General features: G+C 65.1%; 19 protein-coding genes. 10 read left to right on the forward strand and 9 right to left on the reverse strand.

Translation table 11 applies throughout. The features are described from left to right. Positions 1-143: 143 nt before the first annotated feature. The 3 genes from SKC41_RS21400 to SKC41_RS21410 all read right to left on the reverse strand — a co-directional run bounded on the left by SKC41_RS21400 (position 144) and on the right by SKC41_RS21410 (position 4,108). Complete coding sequence (locus SKC41_RS21400; RefSeq protein WP_330979699.1) at positions 144-1,322, reverse strand: AAA family ATPase; 1,179 nt, start codon at positions 1,320-1,322, stop codon at positions 144-146. Between the two features lie 34 nt (positions 1,323-1,356). Continuing rightward, positions 1,357-2,946: a Na+/H+ antiporter gene (locus SKC41_RS21405; protein ID WP_330979700.1), complete on the reverse strand. Its 1,590-nt coding sequence runs from the start codon at positions 2,944-2,946 to the stop codon at positions 1,357-1,359. Between the two features lie 91 nt (positions 2,947-3,037). Then, entirely contained in the window at positions 3,038-4,108 is a 1,071-nt protein-coding gene (locus SKC41_RS21410; protein WP_330979701.1) for a DUF5685 family protein, read from the reverse strand. A gap of 169 nt (positions 4,109-4,277) precedes the next feature. On the opposite strand from SKC41_RS21410, the gene SKC41_RS21415 reads away from it, so the two are divergent. The 4 genes from SKC41_RS21415 to SKC41_RS21430 are packed head-to-tail and all read left to right on the forward strand — an operon-like array spanning position 4,278 to position 6,596. After that, on the forward strand, positions 4,278-4,712 hold the full coding sequence (locus tag SKC41_RS21415; RefSeq protein WP_330980070.1) for a protease inhibitor I42 family protein: 435 nt from the start codon (positions 4,278-4,280) through the stop codon (positions 4,710-4,712). A gap of 39 nt (positions 4,713-4,751) precedes the next feature. After that, complete coding sequence (locus SKC41_RS21420; protein ID WP_330979702.1) at positions 4,752-5,231, forward strand: hypothetical protein; 480 nt, start codon at positions 4,752-4,754, stop codon at positions 5,229-5,231. A 9-nt stretch (positions 5,232-5,240) separates the two neighbouring features. Beyond that, entirely contained in the window at positions 5,241-5,942 is a 702-nt protein-coding gene (locus SKC41_RS21425) for a mycothiol-dependent nitroreductase Rv2466c family protein (RefSeq protein ID WP_330979703.1), read from the forward strand. Between the two features lie 9 nt (positions 5,943-5,951). Continuing rightward, positions 5,952-6,596, forward strand: coding sequence for a TIGR03085 family metal-binding protein (locus SKC41_RS21430; RefSeq protein WP_330979704.1), 645 nt, complete (start codon positions 5,952-5,954; stop codon positions 6,594-6,596). Here the strand turns inward: SKC41_RS21430 and SKC41_RS21435 are convergent, their stop codons facing one another. From SKC41_RS21435 to SKC41_RS21450, 4 genes are all read right to left on the reverse strand, one after another. Further along, a complete protein-coding gene (locus tag SKC41_RS21435; protein ID WP_330979705.1) occupies positions 6,597-7,610 on the reverse strand; it encodes a TIGR03617 family F420-dependent LLM class oxidoreductase in 1,014 nt (337 codons plus the stop codon). A gap of 25 nt (positions 7,611-7,635) precedes the next feature. Then, positions 7,636-9,900 (reverse strand): putative bifunctional diguanylate cyclase/phosphodiesterase, encoded by a 2,265-nt coding sequence (locus SKC41_RS21440; RefSeq protein WP_330979706.1) that lies wholly within the window; start codon positions 9,898-9,900, stop codon positions 7,636-7,638. A gap of 231 nt (positions 9,901-10,131) precedes the next feature. Beyond that, positions 10,132-11,517, reverse strand: coding sequence for an FAD-binding oxidoreductase (locus SKC41_RS21445; protein WP_330979707.1), 1,386 nt, complete (start codon positions 11,515-11,517; stop codon positions 10,132-10,134). Next, positions 11,514-12,362 (reverse strand): phytanoyl-CoA dioxygenase family protein, encoded by an 849-nt coding sequence (locus tag SKC41_RS21450; protein ID WP_330979708.1) that lies wholly within the window; start codon positions 12,360-12,362, stop codon positions 11,514-11,516. Before SKC41_RS21450 ends, SKC41_RS21445 begins: the two co-directional genes overlap by 4 nt. A 179-nt stretch (positions 12,363-12,541) precedes the next feature. Here SKC41_RS21450 and SKC41_RS21455 point away from each other — a divergent pair, with 179 nt between their 5' ends. Further along, on the forward strand, positions 12,542-13,684 hold the full coding sequence (locus SKC41_RS21455; RefSeq protein WP_330979709.1) for a serine/threonine-protein kinase: 1,143 nt from the start codon (positions 12,542-12,544) through the stop codon (positions 13,682-13,684). Between the two features lie 7 nt (positions 13,685-13,691). Here SKC41_RS21455 and SKC41_RS21460 read toward each other — a convergent pair whose 3' ends face one another. Further along, positions 13,692-14,945, reverse strand: coding sequence for a cytochrome P450 (locus SKC41_RS21460; protein WP_330979710.1), 1,254 nt, complete (start codon positions 14,943-14,945; stop codon positions 13,692-13,694). 65 nt (positions 14,946-15,010) lie between these two features. Between SKC41_RS21460 and SKC41_RS21465 the strand changes: the two genes are divergently transcribed. Next, positions 15,011-15,463 carry a VOC family protein gene (locus tag SKC41_RS21465; RefSeq protein ID WP_330979711.1) on the forward strand — a complete coding sequence of 151 codons (453 nt, stop codon included), beginning with the start codon at positions 15,011-15,013 and terminating at the stop codon, positions 15,461-15,463. Positions 15,464-15,533: 70 nt separating this feature from the next. On the opposite strand, the gene SKC41_RS21470 is transcribed toward SKC41_RS21465, so the two are convergent. Further along, the gene (locus SKC41_RS21470) at positions 15,534-16,448 is read right to left on the reverse strand and encodes an HNH endonuclease (protein ID WP_330979712.1); all 915 of its coding nucleotides are present in this window, start codon (positions 16,446-16,448) and stop codon (positions 15,534-15,536) included. Between the two features lie 341 nt (positions 16,449-16,789). Between SKC41_RS21470 and SKC41_RS21475 the strand changes: the two genes are divergently transcribed. From SKC41_RS21475 to SKC41_RS21490, 4 genes are all read left to right on the forward strand, one after another. Then, the gene (locus SKC41_RS21475) at positions 16,790-17,026 is read left to right on the forward strand and encodes a DUF3761 domain-containing protein (RefSeq protein WP_330980071.1); all 237 of its coding nucleotides are present in this window, start codon (positions 16,790-16,792) and stop codon (positions 17,024-17,026) included. A 165-nt stretch (positions 17,027-17,191) separates the two neighbouring features. Continuing rightward, complete coding sequence (locus tag SKC41_RS21480; RefSeq protein ID WP_330979713.1) at positions 17,192-18,220, forward strand: EcsC family protein; 1,029 nt, start codon at positions 17,192-17,194, stop codon at positions 18,218-18,220. 28 nt (positions 18,221-18,248) lie between these two features. Continuing rightward, positions 18,249-18,704: an HD domain-containing protein gene (locus tag SKC41_RS21485; protein ID WP_330979714.1), complete on the forward strand. Its 456-nt coding sequence runs from the start codon at positions 18,249-18,251 to the stop codon at positions 18,702-18,704. Positions 18,705-18,903: 199 nt separating this feature from the next. Next, positions 18,904-20,157, forward strand: a complete 1,254-nt coding sequence (locus SKC41_RS21490) for an HNH endonuclease signature motif containing protein (protein ID WP_330979715.1) — start codon at positions 18,904-18,906, stop codon at positions 20,155-20,157. Positions 20,158-20,196: the final 39 nt, after the last annotated feature.

Consider the following 20,196-nt stretch of genomic DNA (forward strand, 5'->3'; position numbering starts at 1 on the left):
AACTGACGTGTGCCTTAACAGTCCATGAATTCCCCTGCTAAACGGTGGTAATGAGATTGGCTGCGCGCTCACGACTTTGACTGTGCGGCCAGGGCGGCGACACGCCGGGCGGCGCCGACCTGGACGCACGCTCAACAGTGGATTCAGCGTTTTCCCCAGTCCCAGCGCGGTGTGCTGAGCAGGTCCTGGCCGGTGATTCGGGTTTCACCCCAGTCCTTGTAGAGCTCGATCTCGACGGCTTCGCTGCCATCGCTGTCGGCGACCGGAACCGTGTCGAGAAACTGCAGCAACGACCGCGAGTGCGTCACGACCACAACCTGAGTCTGCTCGGCCGCGGCGCGGATCAGCGAGGCAAGCGGTCGTACCAGGTCGGGATGCAGCGAGGTCTCCGGCTCGTTGAGCACCATCAGCGACGGCACTTCCGGGCTCAACAGCGCGGCGGCCCACAGCAGGAATCGCAGTGTGCCATCGGATAATTCGGCCGCGCGCAACGGACGCAGCATGCCGCGCTGGCGCAGCTGAAGGTCGAATAACCCGTCGTGGATCGCGACCGAGATCGTGGCGCCGTCGAAAGCGTCTGCGATTACCCGGCTTAACTCGTCGGATCCCGATTCGAGGATGGTTTGGATCGCCGCGGCCAGGTCGCTGCCGTCGTCGGTCAGCACCGGGGTGCGTGTGCCCACCTGCGGATGCCGGGCTTGCGCTCCGCCGTCGACGCGGAACCCGTCGTAGAACCGCCACCCGCGCAGTCGCTCCCGCACCGCCGCGAGTTCGGGAAGCGCGTGCGGGTTGGCGTACTCGGCAAGCACGCTGCGGTACAGGGGCAACGATCGGCTCAGTTCGTCAAAGCCGTTGTCGGCGTTGACGGCCTCGGCAAAAGCCCGTGATCGGCTCACCAGCGTTGCGCTGGGCCGCAGCACCGGCCCGGCGAATATTATTTCCCGCTTGATCTCGGGGTCGCGGACGAAGACCGACGGCCCGGCCGACTGCGGGATGCCGAGGTCGACAAGATAGCCGAAATCATCTGCAGCGAAGCCCATTTCGAGCGAGACAGGCCGAGTGCGTACGGTGCCTTGTGTCTTCTGGGAACGTCGCGCGCCCTTCAGTTGCTCGGGCCCGGCCCACAGCACCGATTGCAACCCGCCCTCGCGGGCCAGTGAGCCGATGACCTCGCCCCGGCCGCAGTCCGCCAACAGCCGCAGCGCGCGGTAGACCGACGACTTTCCGACGCCGTTGGCGCCGGTAATGAGCGACAGCCGCCCCAGCGGCAGGATGACCTCGCGCAGCGAGCGATACCCGCGGATCGCGACCGTCTGCAACATGTCGCCGACTGTACGGTCACCCTCTGACGCGTTGTCAGTTGTCGGCGGGGTCGAGCAGTTGCACCTCTTCGAGGTCCATCTCGGACTGCAGCTCGCGCAACACCATGTCGTCGATGACCCGTTGATTGCGTAGCCCGATGATGGCCCGGCGTTTGTGCTCGAGCACCCCGAGACGCACCCGCCGAACCAGGTCGTCGCGCTTGGCCAGGTCCCCGGTCGACGTGCCGTCTTCGCACTCCGTCACGAGCGCGGCGTGCTCGTCGTATTCCTTTTGCAGGCGGCTCAGCATTTTCGGGCTGACGCCGAGTTCGCCCGCCACCACCGGCAGCGCGTCCAGCGCGGCCTTGGCGCCGACACTGCGAGCCAATTGGAGTTCCTGGGCGTAGGCGACGTCTTCGGGCATGTTCGCCCACCGAACGACGGCGGGCAGCGTGATGCCTTGGACCAGCACGGTGGTGAGGATGACGACGACCACGACGAAGATGAGCAGGCTGCGGTCGGGGAACGGCGCCCCGCTCAGCGTGGTCGCCGGGACGGCGAGCGCCGCGGCAAGCGAGACCGCGCCGCGGAATCCGGCCCACGCGGTCACGAAGCGCTGACGCCAGGGGACGCGACGGGCCCGCTGTGCCTCGCGGCGGTCGATCACACGCAGCAGCAGCGTGGTGAATTCGCCCCAGAAAATCCGGGACAGGATGACGACGGCGGTGACGGCGAAGGCGATGAACAAAGCGTGGCGGATGCCGCCGTCGACGCCGTTGATGCCGCGCACCGCGCCCGGGATCTGCACTCCGACGAACACCCACAGCGAACCGTTGATCAGGAACGTCGCCATGTCCCAGAAGCCGTAGGACAGCATGCGGGAACGAGCCCGGATCACCACCGGCCCCGCGTAGGCCAGCACCAGGGCCGATACCAGCACCGCGACCACACCGCTGCAGTCAATCGCCTGGGCCAGCAAGAACGCCGCGAACGGCGTCAGCAGGCTCATGGCACCTTCTTCTTGCGGCGCGTCGATTCGCTTGCGCGCCAGGGTCACCAACCCGCCGACCAGTAATCCTGCGGCGATACCGCCGAGGTAGGAGCCGACGAAGCGCAGGACCAGATCGGTCGGGCCGATTTCGGCCCCGCCGATCGCGACGTGGATGGTCACGAAGAACAGCACCAGCGCCGTCCCGTCGTTGATGAGACTCTCGGCGCGCAGCACGGTCAGCGTCCGGCGCGGCAATTTTTTCGCCAGGCCGGCCACGGCGGCGGCGTCGGTGGGGGAGAGCACGGCGCCCAGGACCGCGGCCGCGTGGGATTCCATGCCGAGGGCGCGTGCCGTCCACGACACGGCGACCGCGGTGACGATCACCAGGATGACGGACAGGAAGATGATGATCCGCAGGTTGGCGCGGACCTCGCGCAGGCTGGTGCCCAGGCCCTCCCAATACAGGATCGCCGGCAAGAACAGCAGCAAGACGATCTCGCCGTTGATGTGGATGTGGGCGAAGGCGGGAATCAGGCCCAGCAGCGTGCCCAGAAAAATGAGCAGCACCGGCGGCCCCACGCGATAGCGCCGGCCCAGCACCGTTCCGGCGATGACGGCCGACACCAGCGCAACGATGACTTCGAGCCCAAACACGTGCCCATCCTGCCGTATGGGACGGCGTCTAGTTACTTGGGCCGAAACACGTCACAAACACGTAATGGCGCAACGGGTTCGACGAGCTGCCTTACGAGCAGTCGCAGCAGTCTCCACAGTCGCAGCAGCACTCGCAGCCATCGCAGCAGCAGATGCAGGTGCCGTCACCGCGCCCGCCCTTGCGCTTGTTCCCGGGGTTAGGGGTTTCGCCCTCGGGGTTTTCGCCGGTCGGATAGCCGGCACCGACGGGCTGGTTGCCGAAGTTGATGCCTTCCTGCTGGCCGTGCGGGGTGCCGCAGGTGGGATGGCCGGACCGGCTGAAGGTGCGCGAGATCGCCCGTCGTACCTCGCGGGTCAGCAACCGCTGGGCCAGGCGGCCGTCGGTGAACTCGACTTCGGCCAAGGCCAATTCGATGCCCAGCGCCGCGTCGTCGCACAGGACGCGGGCCTGCTCCAGCGGAGTTTCGGTGGCGGCCAACGGGTTCCACTTACCGCGGGCGAGGTCGTCGTCGTAATCCTCGACCGCGTCGAGCAGGTGCGCGATTCGTCCGAACAGCTGACCGATCTCGCGCAGCGGTGCCTGGTTGCCCGTGCGGCCGGCCAACACCGCGGTGTGGGCGAACGCTGCGGCGACCGCGGTTTCGGTGGGCTCGGTCACGATTAAGAGCGAGCTGCCCGGCCCGGCCGCCGCCTCGAGATCGGCCTGGCGGTCCATCGCCGCGACCAGCACGCCCGTGTCGAAGCCCAGGGTGTGGCCGGTGTCGGTGCCCTGGCGCACCCAGCGCTCGGCGATGCGGCGCGCGGCCGGTCGCACACCGGCGGCACCGACCATGCCGTCGTGGTCGTCGACGTGATCGCGGACCCGGGCCGCGGCCAGGGCCAGCGACACGACGGCGGCCAGTCGTGCGCAGTCGCCGGTGGCCACGTCGGCGCGCCGCATGCCACGCCCGGGGCACGGCCCGGCCTTGCGGCGGGTGGGCTGCTCGGGGGATTGCGCCTCGACCAGCAACGACACCACGAGGCCGTCGTAATTGGTGGCGATCCGCGCGGACTGCCCGTAGTCGTCGCGGAGTGCCAGACACAGTCCGCACAGTTGGGCGGTCCAGGCTGCTGCGAGCTCACTGCCGAGTCGATGACGGCAGGGCCGGATGATGCCGAACATGCACAGAAGCTACCCGACCCACAGCAAACGCGCGCCCAAAAACGCCGGCCTTACCTGGGCGCGGGCAAAGATTGCGGCAAGGGAAAGTCGCGCTGCCAACATGGTGATCATCACAATCCCTCGGCTAGGACGCATTCCGCGCCCCGCCATAATGGTGGTGATGACTTTCGTGAAGATCAGGCTCTCCGTGACCGTCGCGATTCTCGTCTCGTCGATGTTGGTGGGTTGCCACTTCGAGAGCAGAAACCCGCCGACGGCCAAGTCGCTTGTGGTTCCGATGGAACAGGTGCTGAAGCAGAACAGCATCACCCAGAACGTGACCCTGGCGGTGGGCAACACACTCAAACTGCAGTTGGGCGCGAATTACAGCACCCCGTTCCGGTGGCAGGTTGACACGAAGATCGCCGACGGTTCGATCATCGAGCAAACCAGTCACCAGTACATGCAGCCGAGCAGCGACGCGATGGGCGCGCCCGGCACCGAGGTGTGGATGTTCACGGCGCTGAAGCCGGGGACGACGACGATTTCCACCTATTACTCAAGCTTCGTGGGCAAGAACACCGCGCCGGTGTGCCAGTACACCGCGGTCGTGACTGTGCAGTAAACCACTGCGGACGAGCCGCGCCTCAGCTACCGTCTGGCTGTGCTTGGCTTCCTCCGCAAGTGGTCGCAATTGACCAATCTGCCTGCCGAGCTGCACGACGAGCTCGAGGCCGAGGGGCTTATCTTCCTGGCCGGTCGGGTCGGCGTCGTGCGGCACTTCAGTGGGCATGTCCCGGGCGTCTTTTCGTCCTCGGGTGTCTCGCGCTACAGGGGTGCGTTCGCGTTCAGCGCCGCGCGGATCGTCGCCACCTTCCCGACGCGTGGGGACGCCAATCTGCGGTCCATCGACTGTCCCTGGGACACCAACAAGGGTCCGGCCGCGGCGACGATCACCAAGAAGGGACTGCTGATCGACATCGATCTGCGTGGTGTGGATCGCGCCTTCAGCGGGTCGATGAAACTGCATTACAAGCGGCACGTGCCCGACGAGGTGCTGGATCGGCTGCCGACCACCTCACTGCGGTTCCCGGTTGACCCGGTATTCGTGTATCGCGCCGCGGGAGTGCGTCCCAAGTCGTAGGGTCAATAGATGAACACCGTCGTGGATTTCCACTTCGACCCGATGTGCCCCTTCGCCTTCCAGACGTCGTTGTGGATCCGCGATGTGCGTGAACAACTGGGCATCGCCGTCAATTGGCGGTTCTTCAGCCTGGAAGAGATCAACCGGGTCGACGGCAAGAAGCATCCCTGGGAGCGCGACTGGTCCTACGGCTGGTCGTTGATGCGGATCGGCGCGCTGCTGCGTCGAACCGACATGGCGTTGCTCGACCGGTGGTACGCGGCGATCGGCCGCGAATTGCACACCCTCGGCGGCAGGCCGCACGAGCCCGCGGTGGCGCGAAAGTTGTTGAGCGACATCGGCGTCGACGACGCGAATCTCGATGCGGCACTTGACGACCCGACCACCCACGACGAGGTTCGCGCCGAGCATCAGCGAGTGCTAAATGCGGGTGGCTACGGTGTCCCGACGCTGTTCATCGACGAACAGTGCCTGTTCGGCCCGGTATTGGTAGATCCGCCGACCGGCCCCGCGGCGCTGAAACTGTGGGACGTCGTGACCGGGATGGCCGAGCTGCCGCACGTCTACGAGCTGCAACGGCCCAAGTCGGCCGCCGACGTCGAGCTGATCGGGAAGAGTATGCGTCCGTACCTCGACGGTCGCGATTGGGTCAGCATCGATCGCGGTGAAGTCATCGACGTCGACCGGCTCACCAGTGGATCTTCGGGCTGAAATACCGCGATGGCCGACGTTTGGCTGGACACGCAAGAGCGCCTAGAGCTTTGCGATCTGTTCGACGAGCTCGGCCCGTCGGTCCCGACGCTTCTCGAAGGCTGGACCGCCCGCGATCTCGCCGCCCATCTCGTGTTGCGCGAACGTGATCTGCTTGCCGGGCCTTGCCTCGTGTTACCCGGGCCGTTTGGCCGGTTCGCCGAGCGGCGCAGAGCGGGATTGGCTCGCCGCGAGGACTTCTCGTGGCTCATCTCTCGAATCCGGTCCGGGCCGCCCGTCGGGTTCTTCCGCATCGGATGGGTTCGCGCGATGGCGAATCTCAATGAGTTCTTCGTTCATCACGAGGACCTGCGCCGAGCGAATGGGCAAGGCGCTCGGAACCTCACGCCCCCGATGGATGCCGCACTGTGGCGAAATGTCCGCCGGGGTGGTCGCTTTCTGAGTAGACGTCTTGAGGGCGTTGGGCTCGAAATCCGGTGGGCCGGAACCAACGAGCGGGTGACGGCGGTAGCAGGAGATCCCGCGGCTCTGCTCACCGGAGAGCCGGGGGAGCTCCTGCTCTACGTCTTTGGGCGTCAAGCGGTTGCGCACGTCGACGTGAGCGGCCCGGCGGAGGCGGTGGCGGCGGTGCGTCACACGCACTTCGGTATGTGACTACTGACGCAGCTGGCGCGCGATCTCTCCATAGCGCTCGAAACGGTCGTGATCGCCCAGGGCGTTGTAAAGGGCTACGCGCGTGGCGATTCCGCCGTACTTCTGGGTCAGCGCGTCGGCCAGGCCATCCCACGTCGACTCGGTGGCGAACGCCGCGATGTGCTCGTCGCTGATCTGGGCCGCCATGCCCGCGAAATCGCCGGCCTTCTGCTTCTCGCGGATGCGGGCCGTGGTGCCCTCGAACCCGGCCTCGTCCCAGATGAACGCGTAGTTGGGGGTGCTGCCATAGAAGGCCATGCTGGTGCGCACCGTCTCGCGTTGCGAGTCGCGGTCCTCGTCGCTGTCGCCGACGATCGTCATGGCCGGGATGATGATCGCGATGTCCGACGGTGAGCGCCCGGCCTTCTCCGCGCCGGCGGTGATGTTCGGCAGCACATGACGTTTGAGGTAGCCGAGCTCGCCGAGCGGATGGACGTGTACCCCGTCGGCCACTTCGCCGGCCATCCGCAGCATCCACGGATTGACCGCCGCCACATCGACTTTCGGATCGGGCTCGTCGATCGGGCCCGCGCTCCACTGCGGCGTGATGAAGTCGAGGTCGTAGAACTCGCCATGGTGATCGAGCTTGCCGGTGCGGAATGCCGCGAAGCACGCCTTGACTGCCAGCACGTAGTCGCGCAGCCGCGGGCCGGGGCGTTCGAAGGCAACGCCGTAGCGGCGCACGACATGCGTGCGCACCTGGGTGCCCAGACCCAGCCGGAAGTTGCCGCCGGTCGCCTCCTGTAGCTCCCACGCCGCGGCGGCGGTGACGAATGGGCTGCGCGGGAAGGCCACCGCGACACCGGTGGACAGCTGGAGTCCGGGAGCGGCCTGCGACGCCACCGCGGCGTTGAGGTAGGCGGTGCGGCCGGTCTCGGTGAACAGCATGCCGGAGAAGCCCGCGGCCTGAGCGCGCTGGGCCACGCCGCCGATCTGAGTCAACGGTTGCGGAACCGTCATCACGTCAATGTGCACGGCGCAACCCTATGCCTTGGCGTGATTACTGCGCCGCGAGCGTGGCGTTCTGAGGAACACGCGGAATCTCGGTGGCGGGCACCGGGGGACAGAAGAAGTTGCCCTGCACCGCGTCGCAACCGTATTCCTTAAGCCGCAGGGCTGTTTCCGCGTCTCCGACACCTTCGGCGATCGTCGCGATGCCGAATTTCGTCGTCAACTCGATCACCGACCGGGCAATCGTGGCGGCGCGTTCGTCGTGCAGGATCGGCGCGATGAAGAGGCGGTCGAGTTTGACATCGTCGATGGGCAGTTCGCGCAGGTAGGTGAGTGAGGCGTAACCGCTGCCGAAGTCGTCGATCGCCACCCGGATGCCGGACTCGCGCAAGCGATTGAGTACCGCGCGGGCCTTCGCGAGGTCGGCCACCAACAGGTCCTCGGTGATCTCGACGGTGAGCGAACTGGCGGACATGCCGCGCGCCTCGAGCACCGACATGATGCGGTCGGGCAGCGCGTCTTCGTCCAGCGAGGGTGCCCACAGGTTGATCGCGACGGGGATGGCCGCGCCGGCCGCGTACCAATCCGACGCGTCGGCGACCGCCCGTGACAGCACCAGATCCGTCACAGCGTCCATGAGCCCGTGGTCGCGGACCAACGGTAAGAACTCGCCGGGCTCCAGCGTGCCGAGTTCGGGATGCTCCCATCGCACCAATGCTTCGGCGCCACAGACGGATCCGGTCGTCATGTCGAATTTCGGCTGGTACAGCAGCGTCAGCAGGCGATCGTCGATGGCCCGTCGCAACTCGCCCAGCAGTTGCAGACGGGCCATGCTGTCGTCGTGTGTCGGGTGTCTGCCGAGCTGGGCCGCCATGCCGGGAGTGAAAGTCTGCACATCGGTCGAGCTGGCATGTTGGGCCCAGCTGCGGGCCGCGCTGGCCTGGTCGAGAAGCTCGCCCGGGATCAGGGCCGAGCCAGGTTCGGATCCAGACGAGGCCAGGCCGATGTTGAGGTGTATGTGCAGCCGATGATTCTCGAGTTCGAGAGGCTCCGCGAAGGCATAGACGAGTTTTCTGGCGACCTGTGCGGCGACCTCGGAGCGGTCTTCGACCAGGATGGCGAAGTCGTCCCCGTTCATCCGCGCGACCGTGTCGGCGGGCCGCACGTTGACGTGGAGCCGCTCACCGACACTGCGCAGTAGCTCGTCGCCGACCGCATACCCGAGCGTGTCATTCACCATCTTGAAATCACTGATATTGAGCGCAATTACGCTGACCGGGACGCCAGAGTAAATGTGCAGCCGGGCCGCGTGCGCGAGCCGATCGTCGAATAGTCGCTGATTGGCTAACCCCGTCAGCGGGTCCCGCAGGGCCACTTCGGACAGTGCGGCGGCCAGATGTTGTTTGCGGTCGAGCAATAACAAGTGGCGGGCGACCGTGGTTAGGAATAGCACCACGCAGACCGAAAAGATGACCGCTTCGGCCTGGCTACTGGGCCAAAAGTGCACAGCTCCGACGGCAATCGCCAACAGCACGGGCCCATATGGCAGCCACAGCGACGTTCTCGATAATGTCTGAGAGAAGCCGAGGTCGAGCTCGGGGCCGGGTCGAGACGCAATTGCCGACAGCGCGACAAAGTAGATACCGGCGGCCCATCCAAAAATGACCCAGTTATTGGGGACACGGTCGGGATGATTATCCCAGACGTGGATGATTCCGGCCGTCGCAATGGCCGCCCAGCCCAGGGTCATAAATGTCGGGGAGAGTTTGCGGCCCGGTTCGGCTTTCCGCACGGTCACGGTCGACATCACGAAAAGCCCGACATACACCGCGGTGGCGGCGGCCAACAACATCAAGGGCATGGTGACGATTTGTTCGGGTCGGCCGAAGTGCCCCAGCACCAGAATGGACAGCACGATCAACAACGACGCGGCGACGAGGATGCCGTCGAGCAGCAGGCCGATTCCGAATCGAGAGTCGTCGCGGCTGGGAATCGTGACGGCGGTGGCCAGCGCGCCGAGGGGCAACACGACGAAGCCCAGGTTGGCCGCCGAGATGCCCATCATCGGTGGAATTCCGCCGAGGGCGACGTACCACCAGACCGCCTGGCCGGCTGTCCAGGCGGACAAGCCGATGCTCAGCACCGTCCACGCGAGCCGTTGGCGCCCTCGAGAGGACCGGGCGGCGACCACTGCGCAGCCGTTCGAAAACACGCTCAGAATCCAGAGTCCGACCGGACCGGTGAGCGCTCGATCCGAAGGGCCACTTCTGGTGAACAACAACACGCCGTACACGAGCAGACCGACAGTCGCCAACAGAGCGAGCGCAGTTCGGCGTCGTGTCAGTGAGAACATTTCTCCTGCCCTGTCGTATGCGGTTGTCCGAAGCAGGATAAGCCACAGCAAGGGCGTCCGTGCTCTCTATTGTGGCCCTTTTAACAATTTCGCTGAAAAGTCTTCGGGTCGTTACGAGGTGGGTTGCCGGTTATACCAGAACTACTCGGATGATTGCGATTCGGGAATGCAGTCGAAATCAGTGATGCGGCGTCACTTGTGTTCTGCGGCAAAGACGACATCGGGGTTGAGGATGCCGGCCGGATCGAAGGACTCCTTGATCCGATGCAGCAGGTCGACTTTGACCGGGTCTTCGAGCTCGCGCCAGTAGGGAGCCTTGGCGCGGCCCAGGCCGTGCTCGCCGGAGATCGCTCCGCCCAATTCCATTGCGAGAGCGAAGATGTCGGTTAGCAGCTGCTTGCGCGTGTCGGGGTCTTTGCAGAAGATCGCCAGGTGCACGTTGCCGTCGCCGGCGTGACCACAGCCCGCCGCACCGCCGCCGGCCGCCGTCGCCAGGCCGCGCACGGCCTCGAGGAACTTCGGCATGGCCCCGCGCGGCACGACGGTATCGATCAGGTCGTCGGCGCCGATCGCCTTCAATGTCCAGAACGCGTTCTCGCGCGCCTCGATCAGCTTGCGTGCCGAACCGCCTTCCAGCACATAGGCATCGACGGCGCCCAGCTCGGCGAGCAGCTCACCGGCCCGCTCGACATCCTCGTCGAGTCGGTCCGCGGTCCGGTTCTCAAGTCCCACAACGAGATACGCCTGACAGCTGTCGCGGATCTTGTCCGGGATACCGAGTTCGAGGTTCTGCGTGTGCACGAGCGCGGCCATCGTCAGATTGTCGATGTATTCAAGGATGTAGGGCCCCAGGCCGCTGGCGATGACCTGCGGCACCGCCTCCATGACCTGGTCGAAATCGGCGAACGGCGCGAGCACGGTGGCGCTGTGGTCAAGGCGCGGATGCAGCTTGACGATCACCTCGGTGGCCAACGCGAGCGTGCCTTCGGAGCCGACGATGAGTTGGGTCAGGTCGTAGCCGGTGGACACCTTGGCGATCTTGCCGCCGGTGCGGATGATCTCGCCGGTCGGCAGCACCGCCTGCAGCCCCAGCACGTTGTGGCGGGCGATCCCGTATTTGACCGCGCGCATGCCGCCGGCGTTGGTCCCGACGTTGCCGCCGACGCTGGACGACAGCTCGCCGGGCTGGACCATGTAGCGCAGGCCTGCTGCTGCGGTGGCGGCGTCGAGCTCGGTGAGCGTCACGCCGGGTTGGACGACGGCGACCTGATTGGTGGTGTCGACCTCGAGGACGTTATTCATGCGTTCGAACGAGATGACCAGCCCGTCTTTGCTCGGCATCGCCGCACCCGACAAGCCGGTCCCGGATCCGCGAGCCGTCACCGGAACCTGGTGCTCCGTAGCCACTTTCAGCAGCTGGGCCACCTCTTCGGCGGTGGCCGGTTTGGCAACGTACGCCGGACGCTGCGGCGGATGATTCAGCTCCTCGTCGTGCCAATAGTCGTCGGGGATGGCGTCGCCTTCGAGGAGGTTGTGGGTTCCGACGATTTCGGCGAGGCGGTTCGCGATGTCGCTCATTGCGGATTTTCTAGCAGTCGCAAGGGGTGCAGGCCGTCGACCGCGCCGACGAACGGCGGATGGATGCTGTAGCCGATCATGCGTTGGATGTCGGCGGAGAGCCGTCGCGCGACGTCCTGCGGCACCGACAGTGTGAAGGCCTCCATCGTCCGCAGCCAGGGTTGGCAGTACTGGGCGGTGACGGCAAGCCGTGACTGGTCGGTGGTGTTGGCGCCGCCGCCGTGCCAGAGCGTTCCGACGAAGAAGACGCAGGAGCCGGCGGGCATGACGACGGGCATTGAAGTGTCGTCGGGCCCGGGCGGGCGGGCGGGCCAACGATGGCTGCCGGGGAAGACCACGGTCGAGCCATTGTCGGCGGTGAAGTCGTCGATCGCCCAGATGGTCGCGGCGGCCAATGGGTCTCGCGGCCGGGAAATCGGGTAGAACCCGTCGTCATGGTGAGGCAGCTGCGCGGACTCGCCGGGCTGAATGTTGATGGCCTGCAACGCCGAAAGCAGATAGTTGGGCATCAGCAGCCGATCGAGCACCGCCAGCACGCGCGGATGCTCGACCAGCCGGTCGCACTGGCGGGTCCGGCTCAGCACGCTGTAGATGCGCTGGGTGCGTCGTCCTTCGAAGGCGTTGCGCCCGGTGTGCTCCAGCCACGGTGTGACGGTATCGCGGATTTGCCGGCATTCGTCGGCGCTGAGCAGGTTCTCCCAGATGACATAGCCGTCGCGATCGAGGGCCGCCATGTCGGCGTCGACGATCGCGGAGTCGACGGAAGCGCCGCTGCTCGGTGTCCATTTGTGCCGGCCCGCCAGGTCGTTCTTGAGGTCGTCCAGCGTCGTGACGGGGTCGTCCATGTCTCCGACAGTGGACCTGCTTTGACCGCTGGTCAAGGAGGCCGCGCGGGGTGGCGCGACGTTTCAGTTTCGGGATCTCGGGTTAAACCAGGAGACTGCCATCAATTGCGGAACCGAACGGCGGGATCGACCTGAAGCTCGACGGTACTCAGCGTCACCGCGCCCAGGACACTGACGGGGTGCCCACTTCCACGGGCGCGGTTGTCGTCGGCGGTCGCTACGAACTGCGCGGTCTGCTTGGTCGCGGCGCGATGGCCGAGGTGCGCGACGGATGGGATATGAAATTGAGCCGCCCCGTCGCGGTCAAGCTGCTCTATCCCGGGGCAAATGCTCGGCCGGACAGCCGTCCCCGGTTCGAGATGGAGGCGCGGGCGGCCGCGCAGCTGACCGGTCGGCACGTCGTGGTGGTCCACGACGTGGGGGAGCACGACGGGTTGCCGTTCATCGTGATGGAGCGGCTGCCGGGAATGTCGCTGGCCGACCACATCGCGCGGGGGCCGCTGCCGGTGCCGTTCGTCCATGCCGTCCTCGACGGGGTTCTCGACGCGCTTGCCGAGGCGCACAACATCGGCATTCTGCACCGCGACGTCAAGCCGGGCAACATCTTGTTCACCGCCGCCGGCGAACCCAAGCTCGCCGATTTCGGCATCGCCAAGACATCCGGCGCTGCTTACACGCGGGCCGGCGAAATCATCGGCAGCATGGCCTATTTGAGCCCCGACCGGCTGGCCGCCAAGCCGGCCACGGTGGCCGACGACCTGTATGCGCTCGGCGTGGTGGGGTATGAGGCGATGACCGCCCGGCGGCCGTTTCCGCAGGAGGACCTCGGTCCGTTGGCCCACGCGATTCTGCACGAGTCGCCGCCGCCGATTGCCGCGCTGCGCCCGGATGTGCCACCGAACCTTGCCGCCACGGTCGAACGGGCGATGGCGCGCGACCCGGCATGGCGATTCGAGCATGCCAACGCGATGCGAGCCGCGCTGACCGGCGTGTTTCCCCTGCCGTCTCCCGTGCGGGTGCCCACTCGGGTCATGCAGGCGCCGCTGCCCGCGCTGACGGGCTACACCCCCGCGGGCCCCGGCCCGTCGCGACGCAAACTGTGGATCGCGGCGATTATCGCCTTGTTCGTGCTGGGGTTCATCTTGCTCATGATCGACCCGCCGTTCGCGTCGACGCCGCCGGCGCCGGTCAACACAACGACGCCCACGCCGCCACCGACGACCACCAGCCTCACCACCACCACACCGAGCAGCAGCCTCGAGGAACCGCCGCCGCCACCGCCGAAGCGGCCGAAGAAGCACAAAGGCGGCGAAGGACCCTGAGCGTCGCTTAGCCGCGCCTGGTTCCGGGCGTGAACGTAACCGGCAGCTTGCTCAGGCCCGTCATGCTCGGGTTGCCCAAATATTGATGGGCGTTTTGGGAGTCGACCCGGTAGTCGGGGATGCGGTCGAGGACCGCCTTGACCATCACCTCGGACATCAGTCGCGCCAGGTGCGAGCCAATGCATCTGTGGGGTCCGAGCCCAAAGGCTAAGTGGCGGTTAGGGCTTCGGTCCAGGATGACGTCGTCGGGATTGTCGAATTCTTTTTCGTCGTGGTTCGCCGAGACCCAGCTGATGATGAGCCGATCGTTCTTCTTCAGCTGTTGGCCGTTGAGCTCGACGTCTTTGGTGACCGTGCGGCTCAGCGAGCGGTTGACGGTGAAGTAGCGCAGGAATTCGTCGGTGGCGGTGCGGTAGAGCTCGGGGTGGTTTATCAGTTGTTGTCTGAGTTCCGGGTGCGTGCCGAGGTGTTTGAGCGTGAGCGCGGTTTGCGAGGTGGTGGTGTCGACACCGCCGGCGATCAGGTTCCAGAGGATGTTGAGCAGCTGTTCGTCGGTGAGGTGCTGCCCGTCGAACTCGAATTGAATCAGGAAGCTGGTCAAGTCTTCTCGTTTATCGGCGCGTCGTTGCGCGGCGTGCTGCAGGACTTCTTCCATCATGGCCGGGACTTTGCCGATGGCTTCGGCGTATTCGGGGCTGTCTTGCGGGACCGCCATGACGTTGTGGAACATGCTGGCGTAGATGTGCCAGTTGTCGAGCGGCAGGCCCATCAACTTCATCGTGAGGATGGCCGGCACCGGGCTGGCGTAGTCGAGCACCAGATCCATCTCGCCGTTTTCGATGTGCTTGTCGAGGAACTGGTGGGCTTTTTCCTCCATGAACGGCTTCATCTTTTCGACGGCGCCGGGGGAGAAGAACGGGGCGAGTGCGTGCCGAAGGGCCAGGTGATAGGGGCCGTCTATTTCACCGATACCGAGCGCCGGCTGACCCTCGGGGCGCGGGACGCCCATTTCGCCTTGGTAATCGACGCCGTCTTCCGAGTTCGGTTCGTACTTGTGGGCGAAGGTGTCGCCGTCCCTTGCCGTCGTGCTCACGGCGTCGTAGCTGCTCAGATACCAGAAGCCGTCGTATTTCGTGTTCCACGCGACCGGACACTTTTGCCTGAGATCGGCGTTGACGGTGTCCTGGTTGAGGTTGAACTCGTCGGAGTGATGGTCGAAGTCGACTATCGCGTCTGCTGCGACGCCGGGGCGGTGAGTCAATGGGTTGCCTTCCTGGCTATCTTTGCATTATTACGCTTTTGGGCCGGGCGACTGAAGTAGGAGCAATGACTAGCTACCGAACGACCTTCAATCACGTGGGCTTATGCGTCGCGGATACCGAGCGGTCGCGCCGGTTTTACGAGGAAGTGCTCGGTTTCCAGTACTGGTGGGAGCTCGAACCGCCGGACAACATGACGGCGCAGGTGGTGCAGCTTCCCGAGCCGCTCGGCGTGAAGGCGACGTATCTGGTGCGCGATGGCTTTGTGCTGGAGTTGATCGATTACTCCAAGCGGCAGGTGCACGCCGGGCCGACGCGCGTCATGGATGAGGTTGGGCTGACCCACATTTCGCTGTCGGTGTCCGATCTGGGAGCCGTGTTGGCGAAGGTTCCGCAGTTCGGGGGATCTGTGGTCGAGGAGGCGGTGTCGGAAATGATGGGCATCATCCGCGACCCCGATGGGCAGATCATCGAGTTGGTCACGGATGGATGGCTGGCGGCGCTACCGCCGAAGCCGTAGTGCGAGACGGCTGCTCAAACGCGCCCGCTCTCGAGCCCCCAATCACCTGCTGATACGCGGCTAAACGCTTTCACGCGACTGTGAACTGCCGATAGCGGAAAGCCAACCGCCTGGGGTCCGGCCGCTCGGTTCGCTTTGCTGGGAGTTTCATCAGCCTGCGTCCATGATGGTGCTGCAACCCATGTCTCAGCATCGGGCCATCGATCTCATCGAGGAGTCGATCGCGGATCTCGACGACGAGGTCTGGCCGGATAGCAAGAATGTTGTTGTCGTAGGCCGCGTGGTGAATTTTGCACAAAGCCAAGCCATTTGCTATGACGGGCTCGCCCATTGGACCGGCGACGCTATCGGGAACTATATGCGCAGCGTCGAGGAGCTCGCGATGATGCAGGTTGCAAACCGCGCACCTACTTTCGTAGGCCAGCATGACTTGGCTCGCAAAGACGGGCTGGTGAAGTCGACGCTTCGTCTCGGCCAAAAGGTAGCGACGCAATGCCGATTCCATCGGCGAGTCCACATCGACTCCCAATTGCTCGGCCGTCAACGCCATAACGAATTGTGCTTCGCTCTGCTCCTCCGCTAACAAAAAGACGGGAGCGACTACGTTGAATTGGCCGGGTGCGACTCCAACGAACCAAATGAGTGGAGCTCCGAGGCGGACCGCATTTCTCAAACTTTCGTTCTCGGTAGTTCCCAGTTGATCACGCCGGAGCTTATACCGGTGCAAGCCGTCCGTTCCCGTCGAGTCTTCATAGGGGCGTACGCCTCCCTTGGGAAAAACCGTCAGAATGGACAACGCCGTCGACCAACCCGAAGGCTTACGAATCCCACGCCCCCGGTCAATGAGCGGAAATCGGGTGTCGCCGATATGGAAGTCGTTGGCCAGCGCATCACGACTGATCGGCACCGTACCACCGAGGGAACGCTGGTGAACCCATTCGATGGCAAGGGCACGCACGGTATCTTCGCTGACTGCCGCGACCACTCCGCCATTCTGCAGCTTGGGAGCCGCTCATACTGGCATACGAGCGTGACAGTCGACGGCATGTGATGCTCGTTTGCGCGCCACGCCAGCTCGTGGTCACGCAACAGTGTCTGGTGCGAGCGCGGGCCACGCTACGCCGCAGGTTCAAGCAGCAAATTTCATCCCGCTGCTATGACGCGATTTCTGCGCGCCTTCGGTGGCTGGGTATGAAAACGGCAACTCGATGACGCCCGTCGAGTGACCCTCCCGAGGTGATACCGGCATCGGCGGCAGAGAACCGTCGGGAGACTCGGGGGATGACGCATATGGTTCGTTCGGTACTCGTCGGGGCTGCAATATTGATGGGAGCCCTTACCTGTGCGCCGCCTATCGCGAGCGCCAAGCCCATAGTCGTGGCCCCTCTTTCGCCATTGCGCCCGCTCCCGTCGTGCGGCGGCTACGTCAACGTCGATGGGAATTGCGTACCATCTCCGGACCACACACGGAGCAATCTTCCCGACGGGGATGGCACATACAGCCACTCCCAACACAAGCAAGGGTCCGGCTCATGGCACGGCGGCACCGGTCGGTCGAAGTAAGTCCTGCTCACCTCGCAGTTACGCGCGCAGCCAGTGGCACTTGACGCAAGTCCAAAGCCCGAGGGCGGGATGTATCCCGAAGGAGGATCAGGATTGGCACCGGCCTGCTGACTCCTCCCGGCTGTGCTGTGATGTTGCTAAGGACGATCACGTCAGGAGCAGCGGGTGGCGCTATCCGAATACGAGCAGGAACAGCTCGCGAAGGTCACCGCGCATAAGGAGCGTGTCCTCGGTCGTAAGTCACGCCGACTCCTGCCGTTCGATGTCAGAGGCATTGGTCCCGGGCTGGTCAACAAGCTGGTGAAGGCGCCAGGAGTCAAAACGGTGACCGAACCCGTCGTGTCCGTGGTGGACGCAACGGCCGAGGGTGTCGGCAAGGTTATGAGTAGGACCAGTCAACTCACGACGTCGGATACTCGCGTCGTCAGTGCGTACGCGAAAAAGGGGCACGCAGTACAAAACCTCGACGACATCGGGAAGCTCGACCTGAAGACCATCGACGACGTGGCGTCCTTCACGCTCCTGCATCACGCCTACTCACTATCGGCAGCCGCAGAAGGTGCAGCAGCCGGCCTCGTCATCAGCGGCGGCGAGGCGGTGACAGCCGCGGGGGCGGCGGCAACTGCTGGAGCCGCGGCCGTTCCCGGATTGGGCGCGGTCGCGACGGCGATGGGTGTCGATGCCGCAGCGTTGTTGACCGCGTGCACAGGAGTGGTGGCTCAGCATGCGCTCTATTACGGCTACGACCCGCGTGAACCCGCCGAAGAGATATTCATGATGCAAGTGATCGGGTTGGGATTGGCAGGCTCGGTAGCGGCGAAAGCCGCTGCCTACCAACAGCTTGCAACCTTGACCGAGAGCCTTGCTCGCGACAAGGCCTGGCAGGAACTCGACCAACAGACATTCGCCAAAGTGGTTCAGAAGTTCGCCGTGAACTTCGCCGAGTCGCTGGCGACCAAAAAGCTCGGTCAGCTGGTGCCCGTCATCGGAGTCGGTATCGGCGCAGCCCTGAACTGGAAGGCGGTCAACGCGATTGCCGATGCTGCCTATTGGGCGTACCGCGAGCGCTTCTTGTACGAAAAGGGCGGCGAAGTCGACTCCATCGCAATTAATGTCGATCGCGCCGAAGATGATCTACCGGCGATTGATGTTGTCGACATCCTGAAGTCGGAAGGCGTCCACCCCGGCGAGTGAAAGGACGGACGCGTTGGACCCCATTGCTGTGGCAGACGCAATTGCGGCCGAGGCGCATGCGGGCCAGGTCGACAAGGCCGGCATGCCCTACGTGGGACACGTCCGCCGGGTGGCGTCCTACGTCGATCCGACCAACACCGAGGCCGTGGTTGCGGCCTTGCTGCACGACGTCATCGAGGACACCGACATCGACGCGGCGGAACTGAGCGATCGCGGCATTCCGCAGGCGGCAATCGACGCGATCGAGCTGCTCACCCGCCGCAGCGACCAGCCGTCGGCCAGTTACTACCAGCGCATCAGCGAGCACCCGACCGCCCGGGAAGTGAAGCTCGCGGATCTGGCCGACAACACCGACCCCGAACGCATGGCGACCCTGACCGAGTCCGACCGTGCCCGACTGACAAATAAGTACGCGGGCGCCTACGCCGCGCTCGGCGCCGACTTCGACGACGGTACCCGGCGCAGATCGCTTGCGGTGCAATGAATTTAGTTGTCGACGTATGGCGCGATCGTGTCCACGAGCGCGTTGACGGCGCCGGTTTGGGACTCAGTGGAAGCCAGATGCAGCGTCCACGTCAGCGGCGGGCTGAGCGGTATGACCTGCTGTTGGCAGTTGATGACGGCCACTTCCCGGCGCGGATCGGCGGCCGAGTTCTGTCGTACCCTGCTGCGATGATGGGGTCATGTCTCGGACCGCATCGTCTAGCGCCGTTGTATCGCGTCCCGATGAGCGGCTTGAGGTGTTGTTCGACGAGTTGGCGGAGTTGACCGGTCAGCGCAACGCCATCGACGGGCGCATCGTGGAGATCGCCGCCGATATAGATCGCAACGAGCTGTGCGGCGTCACCGGCGCGCGGTCGGTGGCGGCGCTGATGGCCTGGAAGACCGGCTCATCATCGGCAAACGCCCACACGATCGCCACCGTCGCGCACAAGCTGGCGGAGTTTCCCCGCTGCGCACAGGGCATGAAGGAGGGGCGACTGTCGCTGGATCAGGTCGGGGTGATCGCGGCGCGGGCGGGCGAGGGATCCGATGAGCACTATGCGGAGCTGGCCGCGGTGGCGACGGTCAGCCAGTTGCGCACCGCGGTCAAGCTGGAACCGCGACCCGAACCCGATTCTGCCCGGCAAAGCCCGCAGGCCTCGATCACCCAGACCTCCGACGAGGAGTTCACGTGTTGGCGGATCAAACTTCCGCACCTGGACGCGGCGAAATTCGACGCGGCACTGGCGTCTCATCGTGATGCGCTGTTGGCCGAGTGGAAGCACGACCACGACAATGGTGACCGCGGCTGCGATCAGGTGCCGCCGTTGCCGGGCACTGTCGAGGCGTTTATGCGCCTGGTCGAGACGGGTTGGGACGCCGAGGCGGCCCGCCGGCCACACGGGCAGCACACCACTGTGGTGGTGCACCTCGATGTGGAGCAGCGCGCCGCGGCGCTGCATTTGGGTCCGTTACTCACCGACGCCGAACGCCGCTACCTGACCTGTGATGCCAACGGTGAAGTCTGGTTCGAACGGAACGGCGAGGTCATCGGCGCCGGGCGAGCGACCCGGGTGGTCAACCGGCGGCTTCGGCGTGCGCTCGAGCACCGCCATCCCACGTGCGCGGTTCCCGGGTGTGGCGCCACCCGCGGTCTACACGCACACCACATCCGCCACTGGGAAGACGGCGGCCCCACCGAGTTGGCCAACCTGGTCTTGGTGTGCCCGTATCACCATCGGTTGCACCATCGGGGCGTTATCACCATCAACGGAACCGCAGACGATCTCATCATCACCGACAGCTCCGGCCGACCGCTGCGCGCAGGATCGCTCGCGCGCCCGCCCAACCGTCCCCTGCCCGATGTCTCGCCGTGTCCCGGTCCCACCGGCGAACGCGCCCAGTGGTGGTGGTATCAACCCTTCCAGCCGCAACCACCACCAACAACCAACTAGGTAGCTCACCGCCGGTCATGACCAGCACCGGATCAACGC

This window comes from Mycobacterium sp. 050128, assembly GCF_036409155.1.
GTDB lineage: Bacteria > Actinomycetota > Actinomycetes > Mycobacteriales > Mycobacteriaceae > Mycobacterium.